The 16,907-nt window shown below is 61.6% G+C and carries 15 protein-coding genes; 6 read left to right on the top strand and 9 right to left on the bottom strand.

Translation table 11 applies throughout. The features are described 5' to 3' along the window. Positions 1 to 8: 8 nt before the first annotated feature. The gene (locus BR71_RS01490; protein ID WP_052370245.1) at positions 9 to 875 is read left to right on the top strand and encodes a mechanosensitive ion channel domain-containing protein; all 867 of its coding nucleotides are present in this window, start codon (positions 9 to 11) and stop codon (positions 873 to 875) included. A gap of 97 nt (positions 876 to 972) precedes the next feature. After that, positions 973 to 1,617, top strand: coding sequence for a TetR/AcrR family transcriptional regulator (locus BR71_RS01485; protein WP_019102235.1), 645 nt, complete (start codon positions 973 to 975; stop codon positions 1,615 to 1,617). Between the two features lie 69 nt (positions 1,618 to 1,686). On the opposite strand, the gene aroF is transcribed toward BR71_RS01485, so the two are convergent. The 6 genes from aroF to BR71_RS01455 form a co-directional block, all read right to left on the bottom strand. Beyond that, the gene (aroF, locus tag BR71_RS01480; RefSeq protein WP_043631606.1) at positions 1,687 to 2,703 is read right to left on the bottom strand and encodes a 3-deoxy-7-phosphoheptulonate synthase; all 1,017 of its coding nucleotides are present in this window, start codon (positions 2,701 to 2,703) and stop codon (positions 1,687 to 1,689) included. Between the two features lie 22 nt (positions 2,704 to 2,725). Continuing rightward, positions 2,726 to 3,295: a hypothetical protein gene (locus BR71_RS01475; RefSeq protein WP_052370244.1), complete on the bottom strand. Its 570-nt coding sequence runs from the start codon at positions 3,293 to 3,295 to the stop codon at positions 2,726 to 2,728. An 18-nt stretch (positions 3,296 to 3,313) separates the two neighbouring features. Beyond that, positions 3,314 to 3,895 (bottom strand): LOG family protein, encoded by a 582-nt coding sequence (locus tag BR71_RS01470; RefSeq protein WP_043590588.1) that lies wholly within the window; start codon positions 3,893 to 3,895, stop codon positions 3,314 to 3,316. An 81-nt stretch (positions 3,896 to 3,976) separates the two neighbouring features. Continuing rightward, entirely contained in the window at positions 3,977 to 5,050 is a 1,074-nt protein-coding gene (gene pheA, locus BR71_RS01465; protein ID WP_043590587.1) for a prephenate dehydratase, read from the bottom strand. Positions 5,051 to 5,467: 417 nt separating this feature from the next. Next, positions 5,468 to 6,676 (bottom strand): MFS transporter, encoded by a 1,209-nt coding sequence (locus BR71_RS01460; protein WP_043631603.1) that lies wholly within the window; start codon positions 6,674 to 6,676, stop codon positions 5,468 to 5,470. Between the two features lie 127 nt (positions 6,677 to 6,803). Next, the gene (locus BR71_RS01455; protein ID WP_043631594.1) at positions 6,804 to 8,258 is read right to left on the bottom strand and encodes an aminoacyl-histidine dipeptidase; all 1,455 of its coding nucleotides are present in this window, start codon (positions 8,256 to 8,258) and stop codon (positions 6,804 to 6,806) included. A 538-nt stretch (positions 8,259 to 8,796) separates the two neighbouring features. On the opposite strand from BR71_RS01455, the gene bluB reads away from it, so the two are divergent. The 3 genes from bluB (at position 8,797) to trpC (ending at position 10,893) form a co-directional block, all read left to right on the top strand. Further along, positions 8,797 to 9,435 (top strand): 5,6-dimethylbenzimidazole synthase, encoded by a 639-nt coding sequence (bluB, locus tag BR71_RS01450; protein ID WP_043631591.1) that lies wholly within the window; start codon positions 8,797 to 8,799, stop codon positions 9,433 to 9,435. A gap of 59 nt (positions 9,436 to 9,494) precedes the next feature. Next, positions 9,495 to 10,007 (top strand): prolyl-tRNA synthetase associated domain-containing protein, encoded by a 513-nt coding sequence (locus BR71_RS01445; protein ID WP_043631589.1) that lies wholly within the window; start codon positions 9,495 to 9,497, stop codon positions 10,005 to 10,007. Positions 10,008 to 10,086: 79 nt separating this feature from the next. After that, positions 10,087 to 10,893: an indole-3-glycerol phosphate synthase TrpC gene (gene trpC, locus BR71_RS01440; protein WP_043631586.1), complete on the top strand. Its 807-nt coding sequence runs from the start codon at positions 10,087 to 10,089 to the stop codon at positions 10,891 to 10,893. Positions 10,894 to 10,901: 8 nt separating this feature from the next. Here the strand turns inward: trpC and BR71_RS01435 are convergent, their stop codons facing one another. The 3 genes from BR71_RS01435 to BR71_RS01425 form a co-directional block, all read right to left on the bottom strand. Continuing rightward, the gene (locus BR71_RS01435) at positions 10,902 to 11,816 is read right to left on the bottom strand and encodes a lipase secretion chaperone (protein WP_052370243.1); all 915 of its coding nucleotides are present in this window, start codon (positions 11,814 to 11,816) and stop codon (positions 10,902 to 10,904) included. Beyond that, a complete protein-coding gene (locus tag BR71_RS01430; protein WP_043631583.1) occupies positions 11,813 to 12,742 on the bottom strand; it encodes an esterase/lipase family protein in 930 nt (309 codons plus the stop codon). Before BR71_RS01430 ends, BR71_RS01435 begins: the two co-directional genes overlap by 4 nt. 279 nt (positions 12,743 to 13,021) lie before the next feature. Further along, positions 13,022 to 15,283, bottom strand: coding sequence for a patatin-like phospholipase family protein (locus BR71_RS01425; protein ID WP_043631580.1), 2,262 nt, complete (start codon positions 15,281 to 15,283; stop codon positions 13,022 to 13,024). A gap of 185 nt (positions 15,284 to 15,468) precedes the next feature. Here BR71_RS01425 and BR71_RS01420 point away from each other — a divergent pair, with 185 nt between their 5' ends. Then, positions 15,469 to 16,902: a PilZ domain-containing protein gene (locus BR71_RS01420; RefSeq protein ID WP_231138183.1), complete on the top strand. Its 1,434-nt coding sequence runs from the start codon at positions 15,469 to 15,471 to the stop codon at positions 16,900 to 16,902. Positions 16,903 to 16,907: the final 5 nt, after the last annotated feature.

Genomic DNA, 16,907 nt, shown 5'->3' with positions numbered 1-16,907 from the left:
ACGACCCCATGGAGCCCAAGGCCACCTTGTTCGACTTGATAGGCTATCTGCGCGACAACTACTCGCACGAAATAGCGCGTTCGCTGATCCTGATCGCCGCCCTGCTTATCATCCGCCTGGTGGTGGACCGGCTGCTGGCGGCCAACAACAGCATAGCGATCGAGTCGAAGCGGCGTTGGTCGGTGAACACTCGCAACATCCTCTTCGTCTCCGGACTGGCCGGCATCGGCCTGATCTGGGCCAGCGAGCTGCAAACCATCGCGGTATCCATGCTGGCCTTCGCCGCCGCGCTGATCCTGGCCACCAAGGAACTGATCATGTGCCTGTCCGGCGGCCTGGTGCGCCAGACCTCCAACAGCTACAGCCTGGGCGATCATATCGAAGTGGGCACGGTGCGCGGGCGGGTGGTGGACATCGGCCTGCTGTCCACCACGGTGATGGAGATCGGACCCAATCACAGCTCGCACCAGATGACCGGGCGGGCGCTGACCTTTCCCAACAGCCTGCTGCTATCCACGCCGGTGATTCGCGAAAACTACATGGGCGACTATGTGATGCACATCGTCAACGTCCCCATGGCCTACTCCGTGCCGCCCATTCGCGCAGAGCGCCTGCTGATGGCGGCGGCGGAAGAATCCTGCCAGCCTCATCTGGAAGTGGCGCGCCAGCACATGGAGGACATGGCCAAGCGCAATCTGGTGGACATTCCATCAGTGGAACCGCGCATCGCGCTACAACCCATCGATGAAAAACGCTATCAGTTGATCTTGCGCATCGCGATACCGGCCCGCGACCGGCATCGTATCGAACAGACCATCTTGCACCACTTCCTGGCGCAATGTTTTCCCGAGCAGAGCGACACCGCACTGGCCTAAAACAGCGGGAAGCGCGCGCGCAAATAATTAGAGCAAGAACTCCAAATTTGCGTTAGAATGGCGCATCCCGAATGTCATTGAACAGCCCAAGCGCATCATGAGCAAAAACAGAATCAAAACCTACGACCGCATCATCCAGGAGAGCCTCAAGCTGTTCAACGAGCAGGGCGAGCGCAGCATCACCACCAATCACATTGCCGCGCATCTGGGCATCAGCCCGGGTAACCTGTACTACCACTTCCGCAACAAGGAAGAGATCGTCTATCAAATTTTCCTGATGTACCGCGAGTTCATCAATCAGCGCCTGGCGGTGCCGGAAAACCGAGAAATGACGGTGGACGATCTGGTTAACTACCTGGATACCGCCTTCCTGGCGATGTGGCAGTTCCGCTTCATGTTCTACGACCTGCCAGGCATGCTGGCGCGCAACCCGCAAATGCAGTCGGAGTACCATCAGTTCGTCAACACCGAACTGAAAAACATCCTGGCCGAACACTTCCGCGAATTCATCCGCCTGGGCTTGCTGGAAATGGACGAGGAAGACATCGAACCGGTCAGCATCAATATCTGGCTGGTGGTGAAGTTCTGGTTCGCCTTCGAACAAACCGCGCGCCCCAAAGCGCCGATCACCGAGGAATCCGGCCACCGTGGCGTGCTGCAGGTGCTGGCCCTGCTCAAACCCTATGTGCAGGATCAGTATATGGGCGCCTTCCGCGCGCTGTGCGAACGCCACAAGGTTTGATCGCCGACGCCGGAAAAAGCAAAGCCGCGTAAACGCGGCTTTTTTCATGCATCGACGCTTGGAATCCGATTACAGACTGCGCCCCAAGGCCGCCGCCAAGGGCCGCAGCTCCGCCATCAGCGCGGCCAGCCCCTCAGGCGTCAAGGCCTGATCGGCTTCGCACAAGGCGGCCTCCGGCTGCGGGTGCATGTCCAGCAGCAGGCCGTCCGCGCCGGCGGCCAAAGCCGCCTTGGCCAGCGCCGGCACCAGCCAGGCTTTGCCGGCGGCGTGACTGGGGTCGACAATCACCGGCAAATGAGTTTCGCGCTTGAGCAAGGGAATCGCGCTGACATCCAGCGTGGCGCGATAGGCTGGCTCGAAACTCCGAATCCCGCGCTCGCAGAACACGATGTTGTGGTTGCCGCCGGCGGCGATGTATTCGGCGGCCATCAACCAGTCACCCAAGGTCGCGGCAACGCCGCGCTTGAGGATAACCGGCTTGTTCAAGCGCCCCACCTCCTTCAACAGCTCGACGTTTTGCATGCTGCGCGAACCAATCTGGATGATGTCCACGCCCTGCTCCAAAAACACGTCCAGCATGCGCACGTCGGCCAACTCGGACACCACCGGCAGCCCCTCGGCGCGGCCGGCTGCGATCAACTGCTCAATGCCCTCAACCCCCAGGCCTTGGAAGCCGTAAGGACTGGGATGCTGCTTGAACACGCCGCCGTGCAGCAACCGGCAACCGGCGGCCCGCGTCGCCGTTGCGGCCTGCGCGATCTGCTGTGCCGACTCCACCGCGGACGGTCCGGCAATCACCTGCAAGGCTTCGCCGCCAAAGGCCAGACCTCGCGCCTGCACCACGCTGTTCTGCGGGTGAGTCTCCCGGGAGACGATGCGGTACTCGCGCACCACCCGCATCGCCCGCTCCACCCCCGGCATCGACTCGAACATTTCCGGCGACAAGCTGCGTTCGTCCCCCACCGCGCCGATGATGGTGCGCTCCGCGCCGCGCGACACATGCTCGCTGAGCCCCGCGCCTCGTATCTTGGCCACCACGGCCGCCACTTCGCTTTCCGGCGCCAGCCGGTTCATGATGATGATCATCCGCTATCCCGTTCAAAACCCTTCATGGCCGCCTGCGCCAACGCCCAGCCAAACGACGCCCCAGCCGCGACCAGAACGACGGCCGCTGCGCGCCGCGCCGGACAAACCCGGCCAGCGCATACGCCAGCCGCCACGGAGCCGAGGCCCGCAAGCGCTCGAAGATTCGCTCGCGCCAGTAAACGAAGCCATTATACAGCCGCACAAACCAGGACACTCGCATCAGCGTCGGCCGGGTCAGCGTAAACAACCGCGCCGCCAGCGCGGTGCCTCCCACCTTGGCCAGCAGAATAATCAGCACGCCCAGCAGCGCATGCCCCCGCCCGATCAGGAACAGCGCCGCCAGTTTGACCGGCAGCAACAAGGCCGCCGGCAGCGCGAATATCGCCAGGGCAGCCCACGGCGGCAAGACGGCGATGCGCCGCTCCAGCGCAGCCAGCGGCGGCCAGGCCGCCAAGCGCCCCAGCGCGGCGGACAGCTCGTCCCAGGCGTACTCTTCGAACAGGATGATCAAGGCCGCCAGCAAGGCCAGCGGCCAGGTCAACACCCGTTTCAGCCGGCGCCAGCCCAGCGCCGCCGTTTCTCTCGCCCGCATCTTGGCTTCAGCGCCGACTCAAGCCTTGGCCAGGTCCAGCCACTTGGCGACCTCTCGCGGCTGGTAAGCGCGCATATCCGACAACAGCGCAGACAAGTCTTCGTTGATGCGGAACAGATCCATATTGCCGGGACGGGCGAAGCCCTCCGCCACCGCGTGCTCCATCATCCGATGCAAGGGCTGATAGTAGCCGGCGGCGTCCAGCAGCCCCACCGGCTTGCCGTGCAAGGACAACTGACCCCAGGTCAATATCTCGAACAATTCGTCGAAGGTGCCGAAGCCGCCCGGCAGCGCGATGAAGCCGTCGGACAACTCCGCCATCAGCGCCTTGCGCTGGTGCATGGTTTCGGTGACATGAATTTCCGTCAAGCCGGTATGCGCCACTTCTTTGGCCTTGAGAAACTCCGGAATCACGCCGATGACTTTGCCGCCGGCCGCCAGCGCGGCATCCGCGGCCACGCCCATCAAACCCACTTTACCGGCGCCGTAGACCAGAGTGATGCCCTGTTCGGCCAAGGTGCGGCCAAAGTCCCGGGCGGCCGCCTCGTATTCGGGCTTGACGCCCTTGTTGGAGCCGCAAAACAGGCAGATAGCTTTCATTCTTGTTTTTCCCCTATCAAACATTAACGTCAAAAACACAACGGGCCGCTGCGCGGCCCGCTTGCATCCTCATCCTAAAATTCAAAGCACCGCGAGCGGATAAGAGCCCAGCACTTTGACAAAGGAAGTGCACTCGGCGAGCCCCGCCAGCGCCTGCTGCACATTGGCGTCGTCTCGATGCCCTTCCATATCAATGAAGAACACATAGTCCCACAGGCCCGCGCGCGACGGCCTGGACTCGAATTTGCTCATCGACACCCCATTGCCGGCTATGGGCGCCAGCAACTGGTGCACCGCCCCAGGGCGGTTGGGCGCGGACACCACCACCGAGGTCTTGTCCTGGCCTGTCACGCCCACGTCTTGCAGCCCCAGTACCAGGAAACGGGTGGTATTGTTGGGCTCGTCCTCGATATTGGACGCCAGCTTCAACAGCGCGTAGCGCTCGGCCGCGGCCTGACCGGCGATCGCCGCAGCGCCCTCGTCTTCGGCCGCCAGCCGCGCCGCTTCGGCGTTGCTGGCCACCGACACTCGCTCCACCGCTTCCGGCAGATTCTTGTTCAGCCACTCATGACACTGCGCCAGCGCCTGAGCATGCGCGTAGACGCGACGGATGCCGTCCAGGCCCTCCACCTTCCGCAGCAAATGGTGGTGGATGCGCAGCACCACTTCGCCGCAAATCTTCAACGGACTGGTGACCATCAGGTCCAGCGTGCGGCCCACCGCGCCTTCAGTGGAATTCTCCACCGGCGCCACCACGTAATCCAGACCACGCGACTCCACCAGACGAAAAGCCTCGTCGATCGAACTACAGGCCACCGTGCGCGCGGCGTGGCCGAAATGCTTGAGCGTGGCCAACTGGCTGAAAGTACCTTCCGGCCCCAGATAGGCGATGGACAGCGGCTTTTCCAGCGCCAGGCATTCGGACATCACCTCGCGGAACAAGCGCGCCACCGACTCGCCCGGCAAAGGTCCGGGATTGAGTTCTTTGACGCGGCGCAACACCTGCGCCTCGCGCTCGGGCCGATAGATGATGCCGCCGCCCTTGATCTCGCCGATCTCACGCGCGTGAGTGGCGCGCTGGTTCAGCAGATTGAGGATTTCCACATCGATGTTGTCGATGGCATCGCGGTGCTGTTTAAGTAAATGTTCCGACACGGCTTCCAGTCTTTCTCTATTGCATGCATCCTGTAGAGACGCGCGCGTCCAGGTTTGAACACGCGGCTCCCGAAACACCCAGTTTCCGCGAGATGAGCCACGCTCGCAAGCCTTTGTCGCGATAAAACGCAAGAGACCAACCAACTCTTAGAATCTCTTCAAAGCCTCGCGACTTACGTCGAAGCAAAACGAAAAGAGCTGGGCAAGTGGAATGCATACGCGCCCCATGGGTATTTCGAAGCGGGTTTCAACGCCTCTGTCTAACTCTCCCGCCGACGCGCAGCAACTCGTGAACAGGTTCTTAACCAAAACAAGTCCATACCCGGTTGGCCAGGTCCACCACGAAATCGGCGCGCAAATACATCCCGGTCAGCCAGGCCAGCAGCAGCGCCGCGCCGACGGACAACAGCACAGCCCTCATGCGTCCTCCTTGGCAAAACCGGTCGACGGCGTTTCGCGCACCGGCAGATTGGCCGCGGCGGCCAGCAGGCCCAGGGCTATCGCCAGCATCCATACCAGATCGTAATTGCCAAGCAAATCATAGAGCGCCCCGCCCAGCCACACCCCCAGGAAACTGCCCACCTGGTGCGAGAAAAACACCGCGCCGGACAGCAGACCCAGGTGACGCACGCCGAACATGCCGGCGATCACCCCATTGGTCAACGGCACCGTGGACAGCCACAAAAAACCCATCGTGGCGGCGAACACCGCCACAGAAACGCCGCTGAGCGGCAGCAATAGAAAAACCGCGATCACCACGCTGCGCATCAGGTAAATGAAACTGAGCAGGCTGGGCTTTGACCAACGGCTGCCCAGCTCGCCAAAGGCCATGGTGCCGAATATATTGAACAGGCCGATCAAGGCCAGCGCCAGACTAGCGGTGCCGCCGCCCAAGCCGTGGTCGCGCAGATAGGCCGGCAGATGCACGCCGATGAACACTACCTGAAAGCCGCAGACGAAATAGCCGGCCATCAGCAGACGGAAGCCGCGTTCCGCCCAGGCGGCGGCGAAGGTGTCCGCCATCCCGCGCAACAAATGCTGGGCCGCGGCGGTTTGCGCCGGCCGGTCCTCGCGCGCCAGCCAGCCGGACAAGGGCAGCATCAGTGCGGCGCAGCCGGCCAGGATCAGCAACGCCGGCAGCCAGCCCAGGCCGTCGATCAAGCCTTGCTCCACCGGGATCATCGCAAACTGGCCGAAAGACCCCGCCGCCGCGACGATGCCCATCGCGCGCGAACGGTAGGCCGGCGACACGCTGCGCGCCACCACGCCAAAAATCACGCTATAAGTGACACAGGACAAGGCCAGACCAAGCAAGACGCCGGCCGACAGGGAAAACAGCAAGGGTGTGCCGGACACCGTCATCAAAGCCAGGCCGGCGACATAAAGCAAGGCGCCGCCCAGCAGCACCTTGCCGGAACCATGCCTGTCCGCCAGCGCGCCGGCGAAGGGTTGAGCCAGGCCCCATACCAGGTTTTGCAGCCCCAGCGCGAAGGCGAAGGCTTCCCGGCTCCAGCCGAAGGCCTGGGTCATCGGCGGCATGAAGAAACCAAAGCCATGGCGTATGCCCATGGCCAGCGACACAATCAGGCCGCCGGTCAGCAGCAATCGCTTGATGGAATCGTTCATCGCTAGTCTCCATGCGAAATAACAGCGGCGCGGCTGTTGTGATCATAGGGCAAAACCGGCTCGACCAATACAAAACCGGCCAGCTGACGCTGGCCGGTATTCGCTTCAAAACTTAGCTGACAGAGATTCAGCGCGCCGGCACCGCAGCCAACACTGCCTTCAGCAAATGCCAGGCCTTGCCCACCGACTCCACCTCCACCCGCTCGCCCGGCGCATGCGCGCCGCGGATGTTGGGCCCGAAGGACACCATGTCCATATCCGGATACTTGGAACCCAAGATGCCGCACTCCAGGCCGGCATGGATCACTTGCACCTGAGCCTCGTCGCCGAACTCGCGCGCATAGACTTGCTGGAACAAGGCCAGCAGCTTGGATTGCGGGTTAGGCGCCCAGCCCGGATAGCCGCCTTCCATCTCGACTTTGCAACCGGCCAACAGGAACAGGCTTTCCACCTCGCGCGCCAGCATCCAGGTACCGGAATCCAGCAAGGAGCGCACCATCAGGTTGGCGAACAACTTGCCCTCTTCCACCACCACCACGCCCAGGTTGTTGGAGGTTTCCACTACGCCCTGGACGCGCTGGCTCATGCGCTTGACGCCATGCGGCGCCGCGTGCAAGGCAGCGAAGATCGCGCCTTGATCCGCGCGCGACATCACCTTGTCCAGCTCGATCCGCTCCTGCACCACGGTGACGCCCTCGTCGACGCCAGCCAGTTCAAAACGCAGCAGGCTCTGGAACGCATCCAGCTTGGCCGCCACCTTGTCCGCATCCGCGGCCGGGAAAGCCACTGCGGCGAAAGCCTCGCGCGACAAGGCGTTGCGCGCGGTACCGCCCTTGAACGAAGACACGCGCAGATCGGTTTCCGCTTCCAGCTCGCGGATCAGACGAATCAGAATCTTGTTGGCGTTGCCGCGGCCCAGATGAATATCGGCGCCGGAATGGCCGCCGCGCAGGCCTTTGATCACCAGGCTGGCGGCTTGATAGCCAGCGGGCACGGCCTCGCTCGCATAGCCGCGGCTGACGTTGACATCGACGCCGCCGGCGCAGCCCATGTAGAACTCGCCCCACTCTTCGGTATCGATATTGATCAGGTACTGGCCTTGCAAAAGGCCGGTACCCAAGCCCAGCGCGCCGCCCATGCCGGCTTCCTCATCCAGTGTCAGCAACACCTCGATCGGCCCGTGCGGCACGTCCTCGCTATTCAGCACCGCCATGCCCAGCGCCACGCCGATGCCGTTGTCGGCGCCCAGCGTGGTGTTTTCCGCCACCAGCCAGCCGTCTTGCAGCACCGGACGAATCGGATCCTTGAAGAAGTCGTGCTCGGTGCCGGTGTTGGCCTGGCACACCATGTCCAAATGGCCTTGCAACACCACGCCGATGCGGTTTTCGTAGCCAGGGGTCGCCGGTTTGCGAATGATCAGGTTGCCGACCTCGTCCACCACGGTGTCCAGGCCGCGCAGTTCCGCCCACCCCTTCAGGTAATCGCGCAATTGCTGCTCATGCTTGGACGGACGCGGGATTTCACACAAGGTCTGGAAATGCTCCCAGACGACTTTGGGTTCTAGTTCTGCAATTCGGGTCACGGAAAGTCCTCTAAATCATCAAGATGCGATAGCGGTTCGGGCTATGGCCGAACGCGCCGCGCCCGGCGCGGCAACGTTGGAATTCAGACTGTCCACTTTATCACGCCCGCATGCGCGGCGTCATGTGGGAAACTCATGCCAAAAGCGTCTAATCCGCTGAATCGCTTGACCGAAGTCATGAGTCCTCCTGCAAGCAAGGCCATGCTATTTGCCAGCTGTGACAAAGCCGCTATCCTCCGACACTGAAAATCCCTCTCGTCCGTTTGCCAAAGCCTGTTCAAAGTCTCGCAATCTGGAGCAAGACAGGGTGAAACCTCTTAGAGCAGCTAACAAAACTCAATATTACGGCTGAGGCAAGGCGCACCGACGCAGGCAGTGCTTGAGTACGGCAAGTCGGCGCAACGCAGCATCAGGGGTTTGTTAGCCACTCTTAATAAAGAGAAATGGCCATGCGATGCATGAACATTTGAGCTTGTATTTCACGCCGTATTGCTGAAGCGCAGCAGATCTCGAACAGGTTCTTTAGAAAGGCCTCCCCATGCACCGCTATCCCGATCAAGACATCGCCGCCATCTACCGGGTGGTAGAACAACGGCGAGACATGCGCCATTTTCTGCCGGACCCGGTAGACCCGGCGCTGCTGCGACGGCTGCTCGAAGCCGCCCACCACGCGCCCAGCGTCGGCTATATGCAGCCGTGGCGCTTCATCCGCATCGCTAACCGCAGCCTGCGCGAGGAAATAGGCAAACTGGTGGACGCCGAGCGCCTGCGCACCGCGGATCAATTGGGCGAGCGCCAAGCAGAATTCCTGCGCCTGAAAGTGGAAGGCATCCGCGACTGCGGCGAAGTGCTGGTAGCCGCGCTGATGGACGGCCGCGAACGCCATGTGTTCGGCCGCCGCACTCTGCCGGAAATGGACTTGGCCTCGGTGGCCTGCGCCATCCAGAACCTGTGGCTGGCGGCCCGCGCCGAAGGCCTGGGCATGGGCTGGGTGTCCTTGTTCGACCCGGCCGCGCTCTCCGCGCTGCTGGGCATGCCGGAGGGCGCAAAACCCATTGCCGTGTTGTGTCTTGGCCATGTCGCCGAGTTCTACGCCCAACCCATGCTGGAACAAGAGAAGTGGGCCAGCCGCCAGCCTCTGGAGCAATTGGTGTTTGAAGACCGCTGGCGCGACTGAGCCAAAGCTGGCGGCGCGACCATTGAAGCACGCGCCGCCGTCATGCTAGCCTGCGGAGCATGGAACATGTTCTGTACGACTTTCTCGACCAGCACCAGATCCGCCGCCAGCGCTTCGACCACCCCCCGGTCTATACCTGCGAAGAGGCCGCGCGGCTAGCGCCCGGCCTGCCCGGCGCGGAATGCAAAAACCTGTTTCTATGCGACGCCAAGGGCCGCCAGCATGTGCTGTTGGCGGTGCCTGCCGACGCTGGGGTCGACATCAAGGCCCTGGGCGAATTGCTGGAACTCAAGGGCCTGCGCTTCGCCTCGCCTGACCGCCTGCAACGTTGCTTGGGCCTGACGCCGGGCTCGGTGACGCTTTTGGCCGCCTTCAATGACCGCGACCGTCAGGTCTCCGTCGTCATCGATCAGGCGCTGAGCCGCCGGGACGCCATCCTTTGCCATCCGCTGGTCAATACCAGCACGCTGGCGCTGCCCATGGACGAGCTGATGCGCTTTCTGGACCTGACCGGCCACCCTCCGCGCATCGTCGACGTGCCCCGCAGACAAAACCCAGCAGAGCAGGACTGAACGACACGGCTTGTCAACGCCACGGCTGTTCCTGCATGATGGTCGTTTCTTTCGACTTGCCCGGATTGCAGACTCAAGCATGTCAGACATACTCAACACCATCATTGCCACCAAACGCGAAGAAATCGCCGCAGCCTTGCCGCAGCGGCCTCTGAGCGCGGTGCGCGCCGCCGCGGAAGCGCTCAGCGGCGATCGTCGCGATTTTGTCGCCGCGCTGCGCGCCAAACACGCGCTGGGCCAAGCCGCGGTCATCGCCGAGATCAAGAAAGCCAGCCCGAGCAAAGGCGTGATCCGCGAAGACTTCCGTCCGGCCGACATCGCCGCCAGCTACGCCGAACACGGCGCTGCCTGCCTGTCGGTGCTGACCGACCGCCAGTATTTCCAAGGCGACGCCGCCTATTTGCAGGCCGCCCGCGCCGCCTGCCGCCTGCCGGTGCTGCGCAAGGACTTCATCGTCGACCCCTATCAGGTGTACGAAGCCCGCGCGATGGGCGCCGACTGCATTTTGCTGATCGCCGCCGCGCTGGAGTTGCCGCTGATGCGCGAGTTGGAAGTCCTGGCGATGGAACTGGGCATGGCGGTTCTGGCCGAAGTGCACGACGCAGACGAACTGGAACAGGCTCTGCAATTGAGAACAGAACTGATCGGCGTCAACAACCGCAATCTGCGCAGCTTCGAAGTCAGCCTGGCCACCACGCTGAAACTGCTGCCTCAAATTGAGAACAGCCGTATAGCCATCACGGAAAGCGGCATCGCCACCATCGACGACGTGCGGCTGATGCGCAGCCACCAGGTCCACACCTTCCTGGTGGGCGAAGCCTTCATGCGGGAAAAAGAACCGGGAGAAGGTCTCTCCCGGCTGTTTCAGAACGAAGAAAACCGCTAAGCGGCCGACTATTGCGGCGGGACGATAGCGTCCAGCCGCAATTGCTCCTGCGGATTGAAGCGCTGGGCGCGCCAGCCGGCCAAGGCCTGCCGCCTCTGCGCCGCGTCCAAACCGGCAACCGTTTGCAAGCGCTGCGCCTCTAAGCGGTAAGCCTCCACCTTGGTCTGCCACTGCGCTTGCTCGCGATCCAACTGCGACAAACGATCGGCGGCGGCCTGGCCCACCATGCCGGCGCGCAAGGCGTACAGCTCCTGTTCGCCTCCGCCCTTCTTCCGCAAAGTCTCCTCCGCCTCGGCCAAGGTCAAGTGCTTGACCGGTTCCAAGCGCGCCGCGCGCAGATCAGCCGGCAAGCCCGCCTCCAAGGCCTTGAGCCGCGCGGCTTTCTGCTCGGCGCTCAGGCTGACGTCGGCGGCAATGCGCAACCGCTTGACGGTGAAGTCGTCGTAAACGTCTTCCTCTCCAAACAAGCCGGCCACTTCGCTCTCCGACAGGAACTGCAAACGCAGCGCCCTCATCTGCTGCAAACGCTCGGCCACGCCGCCCGCCGCCGCCTTGCCATCGCTCAAAGCACGACGATAGGCGACATAGCGGTCGAACAACTCCAGCGCCTGCTTAAGGGCCGCTCCGTTCAATTGCGCCTGCAAGGCCTGTTGCACCGCCTTGCGGACCGCGGGCAGATCTCGCTCCCCCAACGCCGCCAATTGGTAATCGAACAAGCGTCTCAGTTCCGCGTCCACCCTCAGCGCCCCGCTCGCCTCCGCGCTCGCCCGGCCGTCGACCTGAGTGCCGCGCAACGACGGCGCCGCCTGCGGCGCGGAGCCTCCGGCCTGGGCCGCCGCCTCATCAGCGCTAGGCCGCCCCAGCCAGACCAGCCCGCCCAACAGCAGCGCGCAAGCCCAGCCCACCCAGGCGCGCCGCATCATAGCCCCGTATTCTTCAAGCGGTTGGCCTGTTGCCGATACAAACTCACCGGACTGACCTCGAACAAGCTGACCAGGCCGAAACTCTGGTTGATCTCATTCATATGGTTCATCCGGTAATTGTCGCGGATCACCTGCCCCAGCCGCGCCGAGCAAGCGCTGACCAGGCCATCGGTGGGCGTGGAACCAAAAGCCAGGCCCAGCACGCCCATCGGCGCCGATAGCGGGTCCAGAATATTGGTGACGGTGGCCGAGCCGGTCCAAGAGTAATAACGGATGCCGTTGACCTGGTAATCCCCCTCGCCGCAAGCGCTGGTCGGGACCCCTTGCGGGAATTTGGCGCTAAAAGCGGCGGAGCCGGCGGTGGTCAAGGAATCCAAGGCGCCCACCGGATATTGCGGCTGGCCTGAAGTACCGGCGAAGAACTGAATTACCGTGCCCAAAGCCTTCGCCACGGCAACCGCCACGGCCTCGGACACCGAGCCCGAAGGCCCCACGCCGCGTACGATGTCGGCCACCACCGACCCCTTGTTGACGCCGCCCACCGATGTAACCGATGCCACCAGGTCCGGCCTCACCCCAGCTACGTAGCGCGCCGTTGGCGCGCCCTGGCTATGCCCGATCAGATTGACCTTGGCGGCGCCGGTGATGGCAATGATTTTTTGCACCTGTTGCAACAACTGCTCTCCGCGAGCCTCGTTGCTGTTCAGCGCGGACACTTCGGCCACGAACACCTGCGCGCCGTCTGAACGCAAGGCCGCCGGCACTTGGTAGAAGTAATCCACTCCCAGTAATTGGCCGAAGCCGAACAAACCATGCACCAGCACGATGGGATAGCGGGTCTGGGTATAGCCGCCGGCGGCGTAAGCCGTGGACAGCGGCAGCCATAGTCCCAGGCACAGCAATGCTCCGTGAAGCAACTTCTTCATGGTGTTTCTCCTCTAGTCGATGAAATGCGGGCTGAGTATTTGCTCTTATTTGCATGCCCAAGATTGTTAATAGGGGAAAGCCGCTGAAAACACCAGAATTATTCAAACGTTTGTATTTTTACGTCACACATCAACAACAGAAAATACAACAACTTAAAAATTCAACCGTCCAAAAGATTAGAAACCAGCTGACTAAACAGACAGCTGCACAATAAAAAACGCTATATGGCCGCAGCCATATAGCGTTTTTGGTTTGCCCGAGCGCTGCCCGGACTTCGCTCAGTAGTCGGAACCCAAGTACAGATAGGCAGTGGGCTTGCCGCCCCTCGCCGTGCCGACGCCAACGAAGAACGGCCCGATAATGGTGTCCGCGGCCAGGAAAACCGAGCCGGCGGGGATCCAGTTAGTATCTTGCGACGTTAAATCTTCAGCCCGCACTCGGCCCCAAATCTTGCCTAGCTCCATCGAGATGCCAGCGTAAACGCCAGATCCAATGGCGGACGGCAGGCTGGACGCTCGCCAATACAGCATGGAGCGGAAAAGGGACGAGCGATCGCCGATCAGTTCGGATTCCTGATAACCGCTCAGGTTCAAAAAGCCGCCCAGCGATCTGGGCAAGGTCTGGGCATCCTCTCTGTCCTTGAGATTCAAAGCCCCCTTGTTCTTGGCGCTCAACCTTATTGTGATGCTGCCCAGCGTCTTGGCGTACTCCAAGGTCGTATTGTAACTGGTCAGATTGACATCGCTGCCCCAGGACGGAATGCTCTTGGTCAACCGGCCACTGAAGAAGTAGCCGGAGCGCGGCCAGCGCGGGTTGTCGAACTGGTCGACTATCAGGCTGGTGCCCACCCCTGTATCCCGAAAGTTTGGCGGCACCAAGCCGGGAAACCACGATACTCGGGAACCGAAGTGATTATCGTCCCGGTACGCGCCAATCCGCCACTCGCCGTACTGCCCCAAAGCCACGCCGCCATCCAGCCGCACGCTGCCCACATCGTTGTTCCACTCTGTATTCAACGAATGGTCAGCGTTATAAATCGGCAGAAAGTCCTGTCGATAGCCCAAGGACACGGCGCCGAATACCGGGCTGCCCTCGTACAGCGGCTGGTACCACTCGGTCTTGAACAGCTTGTTCTGGCCTATGGACGCATCGTTGCGCCAGGCGCCGCCGGCGCTGTTGGCGTTGCGCCATTCATGCGAGGCCAAAAAGTTGAAATTGCTCTCGCCCGGCGTCGCGCTGTTCAGGTTCAAGCCAAAACGCAGGAAGTTAGGGCCAATGCTGCGTTCCAGCGGCGACACCGTCATCACATTGCGGCCGGACACATTGTCCACGCGGTAGGTCAGCCGGTCGTAATCGCCTCCGGCGAACACGCCGCGCAGGCGGGACTGGGCGCTGCTGATCGGCTCCACCACCGAGGAGAAGGCCAGCGATTTGGCCAATTGCTCCGGCTTGGTGAACTGGCCAGGCTTGCCCTCCACCTGGATCTTGTCGATCAAGGGGAAATGCGGCCGCACCAGTCGGCGTTTCCACGCCGCGTATTCCTCTTCGGATACCGAATAGGCCGACAACTGCTTGGCCAGCGCCTTGGCCGCCTCCTCCCCTCGCTGAGTGATGGCCTGGTGTTCGCTGAAGGAGGCCGAGGTATAGCCGCTCAGATCCGGCTTGATCACCAGATCGCGCTTGTCCAGCTTGCGCAGTTGTTCCTTGGCGTTGCGGCTGACCATCAAATTGGAGGTCTGCGCCACCACGTCGAACAGGCTGTTGATCTCTTTCGCCTTCATCAAGGGCGTGGACACATCGACGACGATCACCCGGTCCGCGCAGCGGCCTTTGACATCCTGAATAGGCAAGTTGCGCGCCAAACCGCCGTCCACCAGCAAGCGGCCATCGTCGTCCTCGATCAGATCGAACAATCCCGGCACCGCCATGCTGGCGCGCAGCGCTCGCGCCAGCGAGCCTTGGGAAAACACCACCGGCTCGCCAGTTGCCAGATCAGTGGCGACAGCCCGGAACGGAATGGGAAGCTGATCGAAACTACCCACCACGCGGTCACGTGTCAGCTTATGGATGTACAGCTCGATTTCCTGCGAGTTGATCGCACTGCGCGGTACTTTCAGCCCGTCTTTTTTCAGGCCGAAGGTAATGTCCAGATAGTTCTTGTAATCATCACGCTTGCGGTCGTACGGCACGTCCGCCCGCGTCGGCTTGCCGGACAACAAGGTATCCCAATCAGCGGCGTCGAATTCGTGCTCCATCTGCGCCAAAGGCAGTCCATTTGCATAAATACCACCAATCAGGGCCCCCGCGCTGGTTCCCGCGATACAGGCGATGGGAACCCGCAAACGCTCCAGCTCCTTCAGCACCCCCAGGTGGGCAAAACCCCGCGCGCCGCCGCCGCCCAGCACCAAACCCACACCCTGCGGCGGATAAACGCCAAGCTCTTCTGTTCCGTCCGCCCTGGCCGTTTGCGACAAAACCCCGAGCAACAGCAGCGAGGCCAGCCACTGTCGCTGATTCCAGCGATTGTTATTTGTAAGCATATGGGTAAATAATGAGAATTACCGTTTCACCCGCGCCTGCGCGTGGCGTAAGATATAGCAATATGCCAATGAAAACATAATTTCCTATAAAGCCGGGCTAAATGTTTGACTTCAAATCACTTGTCAGTTCCCTACTGAACAAAAACACGACTGCCTCCGAAGTGGCGCAGTCCGCAACCCTATTAGTGCGCGACTTGCCCGAAGCCGAATATTTCGGCGCCTTGGTGGAAATCATCAAAGCCGTCGCCAAAATCAATACCGACACCGAGATCTCGCTGAAAGAGCGGGTCAAAACCCTGGTCTACGTCGACGACAAGGCCAACAATATCCACCGCCAGCTGTGCCAGGACTACTTGCAGTCCAAAGGCGGCAGCAAAGGCTATCTTCCCACCATCCTGGCCTACTGGCACGAACTGTCCTCCGCCTACCAGATTTGCTTGCGGCTGTACAAAAGCCACCCCAACGCGGTGCCGGAAGACGAAATCCGCATCGTCACCATCCGCGGCCTGCATCATCAGATGCGGCTGATCGCCTGGAATTCGCTGCGCTACCTGAAGCCGGAAGGCGCGGCGTGGCAAAACGGTTTCCGCTTTTTCAGCCAAGCCGAGGAAAGCGGCTTTTCCCGACAGCCTATCAAGCTTTACCTGAACAGCCCGGATGAATTCAGCTGTGAACAGTTGCTGATTCAGGCCGGAATGCTGTTCCTGGCGCAGACCGACAATATGCTGCACAAGGAAATCGTCGCGGTCGACCAATTGCTGATGATGCTGAGCCAGGGCATTCCGCTGGACAAGCAACCTCCGGTGGAAGAACCTATTTTCGTGTACAACCTGTCGATGCCCGAGCCGCCGCAAGCCATGCTGCGCGGCATGGCCGGCAAATGGCACCGCTATTGGTCCGCCTACGAAATCACCAGCCGGCTGGCGGATCTGATGTTTGATCTGGACAGGCGGATCCCTCCCGCCCTAGAGGCCATGAACGGCGACCTGGAACGCGAGGAATGGGCCATTCTATGCGAAAAACTGGCCATCCGCTGGTCTACCGACGGCGGCAAGTCGCTGCGCAAGTCGGAGCGCTCCCTGCATGCGTCCAACGCCCATGTCAGCATCGGCTTTGAACGCGTCGCCTATCAAGTCAAGGTTCAGGACATGCCGACGCAGGACCCCGAGCGCGCCAGCGATTGGCGCATCAACGACATCAGCTCCACCGGCATGGGCCTCACCTTCATCGGCAAGGCGGTGGAGCAGTTGGCCATCGGCCGCGTCATCCTGGTTAAGGCGGACAACCATCCTCAATTGCTGGGCGTGATCCGCCGCATTCTACGCCAGAGCAACGGCACCAAGGTTGGCATAGAAATCCTCGGGCAAAACCCTGTTGGCGTATCGCTGCTGGACCCTGAGCACGCGGACTCGCCGCCCTCCACCGCCATCTACATTACCCAGCCCAATTCCCGCAAAGGCCAGCGTTACTTTCTGATGCCCAAAGCACTGACGCAGCCGGACAAGCAACTGGTGCTGGCTGCGCAGGGCAAGTCCTATCAAATTCGCCTCAAAACGCCCCAGCACGAATACGAGGACTGCAGCCACAGCGACTTCGACACCCTGTCCAAAGTGGATTAAGCCTT

The organism is Chromobacterium haemolyticum DSM 19808 (genome assembly GCF_000711885.1).
GTDB classification, from domain to species: domain Bacteria; phylum Pseudomonadota; class Gammaproteobacteria; order Burkholderiales; family Chromobacteriaceae; genus Chromobacterium; species Chromobacterium haemolyticum.
This window is presented reverse-complemented; position numbering and strand designations above follow the sequence as displayed.

Excerpts from the sequence above, each read along its gene's own strand:
- BR71_RS01485 (WP_019102235.1), top strand. The coding sequence starts at position 973 with ATGAGCAAAAACAGAATCAAAACCTACGACCGCATCATCCAGGAGAGC.
- aroF (WP_043631606.1), bottom strand. The coding sequence starts at position 2,703 with ATGATCATCATCATGAACCGGCTGGCGCCGGAAAGCGAAGTGGCGGCC.
- BR71_RS01430 (WP_043631583.1), bottom strand. The coding sequence starts at position 12,742 with ATGAAGAAGTTGCTTCACGGAGCATTGCTGTGCCTGGGACTATGGCTG.
- BR71_RS01470 (WP_043590588.1), bottom strand. The coding sequence starts at position 3,895 with ATGAAAGCTATCTGCCTGTTTTGCGGCTCCAACAAGGGCGTCAAGCCC.
- BR71_RS01435 (WP_052370243.1), bottom strand. The coding sequence starts at position 11,816 with ATGATGCGGCGCGCCTGGGTGGGCTGGGCTTGCGCGCTGCTGTTGGGC.
- BR71_RS01445 (WP_043631589.1), top strand. The coding sequence starts at position 9,495 with ATGGAACATGTTCTGTACGACTTTCTCGACCAGCACCAGATCCGCCGC.
- BR71_RS01475 (WP_052370244.1), bottom strand. The coding sequence starts at position 3,295 with ATGCGGGCGAGAGAAACGGCGGCGCTGGGCTGGCGCCGGCTGAAACGG.
- BR71_RS01490 (WP_052370245.1), top strand. The coding sequence starts at position 9 with ATGGAGCCCAAGGCCACCTTGTTCGACTTGATAGGCTATCTGCGCGAC.
- bluB (WP_043631591.1), top strand. The coding sequence starts at position 8,797 with ATGCACCGCTATCCCGATCAAGACATCGCCGCCATCTACCGGGTGGTA.
- BR71_RS01460 (WP_043631603.1), bottom strand. The coding sequence starts at position 6,676 with ATGAACGATTCCATCAAGCGATTGCTGCTGACCGGCGGCCTGATTGTG.
- BR71_RS01425 (WP_043631580.1), bottom strand. The coding sequence starts at position 15,283 with ATGCTTACAAATAACAATCGCTGGAATCAGCGACAGTGGCTGGCCTCG.
- trpC (WP_043631586.1), top strand. The coding sequence starts at position 10,087 with ATGTCAGACATACTCAACACCATCATTGCCACCAAACGCGAAGAAATC.